This window comes from Acidovorax sp. KPB24-07 (assembly GCF_057543315.1).
The window spans coordinates 1-4,136 of the sequence record NZ_BAAJYS010000306.1 but is presented as its reverse complement, the minus strand read 5'-3'; the positions used below and the strand labels follow the sequence as shown (position 1 = coordinate 4,136).

5 protein-coding genes and 1 pseudogene are annotated in these 4,136 nt (G+C 69.4%); 2 read left to right on the top strand and 4 right to left on the bottom strand.

The genetic code is table 11. The features are described from left to right. Positions 1–20 precede the first annotated feature (20 nt). Positions 21–323, bottom strand: a pseudogene (locus tag AC27IQ_RS19830) (SDR family NAD(P)-dependent oxidoreductase); the annotation flags it as partial. A gap of 45 nt (positions 324–368) precedes the next feature. On the opposite strand from AC27IQ_RS19830, the gene AC27IQ_RS19825 reads away from it, so the two are divergent. Beyond that, complete coding sequence (locus tag AC27IQ_RS19825) at positions 369–1,469, top strand: CDP-6-deoxy-delta-3,4-glucoseen reductase (protein ID WP_487090508.1); 1,101 nt, start codon at positions 369–371, stop codon at positions 1,467–1,469. Between the two features lie 52 nt (positions 1,470–1,521). Here AC27IQ_RS19825 and AC27IQ_RS19820 read toward each other — a convergent pair whose 3' ends face one another. Both AC27IQ_RS19820 and AC27IQ_RS19815 read right to left on the bottom strand, forming a co-directional pair. Further along, complete coding sequence (locus AC27IQ_RS19820) at positions 1,522–1,776, bottom strand: hypothetical protein (protein ID WP_284394909.1); 255 nt, start codon at positions 1,774–1,776, stop codon at positions 1,522–1,524. 124 nt (positions 1,777–1,900) lie between these two features. Further along, positions 1,901–2,257, bottom strand: coding sequence for a four-helix bundle copper-binding protein (locus tag AC27IQ_RS19815; RefSeq protein WP_284428994.1), 357 nt, complete (start codon positions 2,255–2,257; stop codon positions 1,901–1,903). A 155-nt stretch (positions 2,258–2,412) separates the two neighbouring features. Here AC27IQ_RS19815 and AC27IQ_RS19810 point away from each other — a divergent pair, with 155 nt between their 5' ends. Then, positions 2,413–3,384, top strand: coding sequence for a Bug family tripartite tricarboxylate transporter substrate binding protein (locus AC27IQ_RS19810; RefSeq protein ID WP_487090507.1), 972 nt, complete (start codon positions 2,413–2,415; stop codon positions 3,382–3,384). 93 nt (positions 3,385–3,477) lie between these two features. Here AC27IQ_RS19810 and AC27IQ_RS19805 read toward each other — a convergent pair. Further along, positions 3,478–4,136: GlxA family transcriptional regulator (locus AC27IQ_RS19805; protein WP_487090505.1), on the bottom strand; the 659-nt coding region annotated here is incomplete at its 5' end.

Sequence of the window (4,136 nt, the reverse complement as noted above, 5' to 3'; positions counted from 1 at the left end):
CGTCATACCCTTTGGCAGCACCCGGCACCGCATCGCCCGGCGGGGGGCGCCAGGTGCAGGACGCGGGTGGCCAGGCCGGACAGGCGGCGCAGGCTGGGCGCATCGTCCAAGTTGCCCAGCAGGGGGGTGATGCCGGCGGCGCGCAACGGCGCCCTGCGCTCAGGACTGGAAGTCAGGGCCAGCACCCGAGGCCGGGGCCCGCCGGCCGATGCACCCAGCACCCGGGCCGCCCGCAGCCCCACGTCGCCACAGCCGATGATGAGCACGCGTTGGCGGCGAAAGCGCGCCGGCAGGGCACCGAGGGGGCTTTGGTTTGAGGGCAAAATTGGATCCGTTTGGCGAGAAGAACTTCCAAGGATACCCACTCCATGACCCCCGCAGAGACGGCCGCAGCCGCCCACCAGATCACCGTACAGCCCAGCGGCCGGGCCTTTGCCGCACAGCCCGGCGAATCCATTCTGGCCGCGGCCATCCGCAGCGGCGTGGGCCTTCCCTACGGCTGCAAGGATGGGGCCTGCGGCTCGTGCAAGTGCAAGAAGCTCAGCGGCTCCGTGGCCCATGGCGAACACCAGTCCAAGGCCCTGAGCGCGGCCGAGGCCGACGCGGGCTTCGTGCTCACCTGCTGCGCCCAGCCGCTGACCGACGTGGTGCTCGAATCGCGCCAGGTGACCGATGAAAGCGCCTACCCCATCAAGAAGCTGCCGGTGCGCGTGTCCACGCTCACGCGGGTGTCGCACGACGTCATGCAGGTGCGCCTGCAGTTGCCCGCGGCGGACACGTTCCGCTACCACGCCGGCCAGTACATCGAATTCATCCTGCGCGACGGCGCGCGCCGCGCGTACTCCATGGCCAACGCGCCCCACACCCAGGCCGACGCGCCGAGGCTGGAACTGCACATCCGCCACATGGCGGGCGGGCGCTTCACCGACCACGTGTTCGGCGCCATGAAGGAAAAGGAAATCCTGCGTGTGGAAGGCCCCTTCGGCAGCTTCTTCCTGCGCGAGGACAGCCCCAAGCCCATCATCCTGCTGGCCTCGGGCACGGGCTTCGCCCCGATCAAGGCGCTGCTCGAACACATTCAGGCCAAGCGCATCGAGCGCCCGGTCACGCTGTACTGGGGCGGCCGCCGTCCCGGCGATCTGTACATGGATGGCTGGGTGCGCGAGCGCATGGCCACGATGCCCCAGCTGGCCTATGTGCCCGTGGTGTCCCATGCCTTGCCGGAAGACGCCTGGGCGGGCCGCACGGGCTTCGTGCACCAGGCCGTGATGGACGACCATGCCGACCTGTCGGGCCATCAGGTCTATGCCTGCGGCGCCCCCATCGTGGTCGACACGGCACGGGTGGTGTACAGCGCGGAACGCCAGCTCCCCCCTGATGAGTTCTACGCGGATGCCTTTACATCCGAGGCCGACAAGCACGGGGCGAGCGAACCTTCCGCCCAACCCTCTGGAGCCACCTCAGGCTGACGCGGTCCGGGCGCCAGCTTGCGGCAAGGAGCGCGCTCCCGTTGCGCGGCCTTCAGCGGCGCCAGCCCGGCCGGCCGTAATAGCCGCGCCCATAGCCGCCCCGGCCATAGACGCCGAAGAACCCGATGGTCGGCGCCACCACCACAGGCGGCGGCGCCACGTACACGGATTCGGTCTGGTAGTAGCCCGGCCCGCCGTAATAGCCGGACCCTGCGTAGTAGCCCGGGCCGACCGGGGCCACGACGCAGCCGGTGAGCAGGCTGGTGGCCACCGAAGCGGCGGCGAGGGTGATGAGGCGGATGGACATGGTGGCTCCTTGGTGCGGGGTCCGAGATGCCATTCAACGCCCCGGACCTTAAGCGGTCACTTCCACACGGTATCTCAGAAGTAACAACCGGTAATAGCCATCCGCCGGCTTTGATGGACGGTCTTCAGCGCGACAGCGCGCGGCAGGCCTCGGCACAGCGGCGGCAAGCTTCGGCGCAGGCCTGGCAGTGGGCCATGCCGTGCCGGGCGCACTCGTTGGCGCAGCTATCGCACAGTCGGGCGCACAGGGCGCAGATCTCCGGCGCGTGGGCGCTTTCGCGGGCCATGGCGGCGGCGGCCACGCGGCACAGCGCGGCGCAGTCCATGTCCAGGGCGATGCACTGCACCATGCAGCGGGGCTCGGGCTCGCGAAGGCACGCGGCCGCGCAGTAGTCGCAGGCATCGGCACATTCGCTGCAGGCACGAATGCACTGGGCATAACGCGATGCGGTGACGGTGTCGTGCGGGGCGGCCTGCGGCATGGAATGTCCTTTTTCCGCCGGTGCGGCGGCGCGTGATGGGGTGCAAACTGGGAAACGGCTTCGACGTTTATAGAAATGCCCCCTCGCGGGCCCTGTAGGACGGCGCTGCGACCTCGCACCGCCGGACCCCTTTCATTTTTTTGCACAATGGCAGCATGAATCGCAGAAACCTCCTTCTCTCGGCCGCCGCCCTCACCACGGCGTTTGCATCCCCGTTGGGCTACGCGCAGGATGCGCCGATCCGGCTGATCGTGCCCTACGCACCCGGGGGGCCGCTGGACGTCACGTCCCGCGCGCTGGCCGAGCGGGTGCGCGACACGCTGGGCACGGTGATCATCGACAACAAGGCGGGCGCGGGCGGCAACATTGGCGCCGATGCCGTCGCCAAGGCCGCGCCCGATGGCCTCACCATCGGCCTGGCCGCCACGGCGACGCATGCCGTCAATCCCTGGCTCTACAGCCGCATGCCCTACGACGCGGCCAAGGACTTCGCCGGCATCACGCAGATGGTGAGCGTGCCCAACGTGCTCGTCATCAATGCGGCCAAGGCGGCGGAACTCAAGATCAACACCGTGGCCGATTTGATCGCCTACGCCAAGGCCAACCCCGCCAAGCTGAACTACGGCAGCGGCGGCAACGGCAGCGCAGGCCACCTGGCGGGTGAAATGTTCAAGCAACGCGCCGGCATCTACGCCCTGCACATTCCCTACCGCGGTGCCAGTCCCGCGCAACTGGCGCTGCTGGCCGGCGAAGTGGATTTCAACATCGACAACCTGGCCGCCGCCGCGCCCAACATCCGCTCGGGCAAGCTCAAGGCGCTCGCAGTGACCTCGCCGCAGGCCAGCGCCATGCTGCCGGGCGTGCCCCCGCTGTCGGCCACGTTCAAGGGCTTTGCGATCGAGACGTGGTGGGGCCTGGTCGCACCGGCCGGCACGCCCAAGCCCGTCATCGCCAAGCTGAACAAGGCCTTCGTCGCCGCGCTCAATGCGCCGGAGACCAAGACGCGCTTCGCGGCCCTCATGGCCGAGCCCGTGGGCACCACGCCCGAGCAGTTCGATGCCTTCATGGCGTCGGAGCGTGCCAAGTACCAGCAGGTGGTGAAGGCTTCCGGCGCGAAGGTCGACTGACCAAGCCAGGGCCCGCAGCCACCCTCGGATCGAAACGGTTGCCGGCGCATACCCATCGTGCGCTGGCAGCTATATTTTCAATAGCAACTCGTTTCAGGCGGCAGCGCGGAACTGCCGCCGGTAGGCCGAGGGCGCAATGCCCACCGCCGCCGAGAAGTGCTGCCGCAGCGAGACGGCGGAGCCGAAGCCCGACGCCACGGCCACGGCATCGATCGACTGATCTCCACCTTCCAGCAAGCGCTGCGCCAGCGCGATGCGCTGGTTCTGCAGCCATTGCCCCACCGTGGTCCCGGTGGACTGGCGAAACCGGCGCGTGAAGGTGCGCGGGCTCATCACGGCACGCCCGGCCAGCGCCTCCAGCGTGTGCGCCTCGTGCAGGTGTTCGCCCAGCCACTGCAGCAGCGGAGCAAGGCGATCTCCCCGCACCGAGGGCGCCACCGGCTGCTGGATGTACTGCGCCTGGCCACCCTGACGGTGCGGGGCCACCACCATGCGGCGCGCAGCGCAGTTGGCGGCCTCGGCACCGTGCTGCTGGCGCAGCAGGTGCAGGCAGCAGTCGATGCCCGCGGCGGTGCCGGCCGAGGTCAGCACCGTGCCATCTTCCACATACAGCACCTCGGGCCGAAGCGCCACCTGCGGGTAACGCTGCGCGAACGCCTGCGCCAGCGCCCAGTGGGTCGTGGCGGCGCGGCCGTCGAGCAGCCCCGCCTCGGCCAGTACGAACGCCCCCAGGCACAGGCCCACGATGCGCG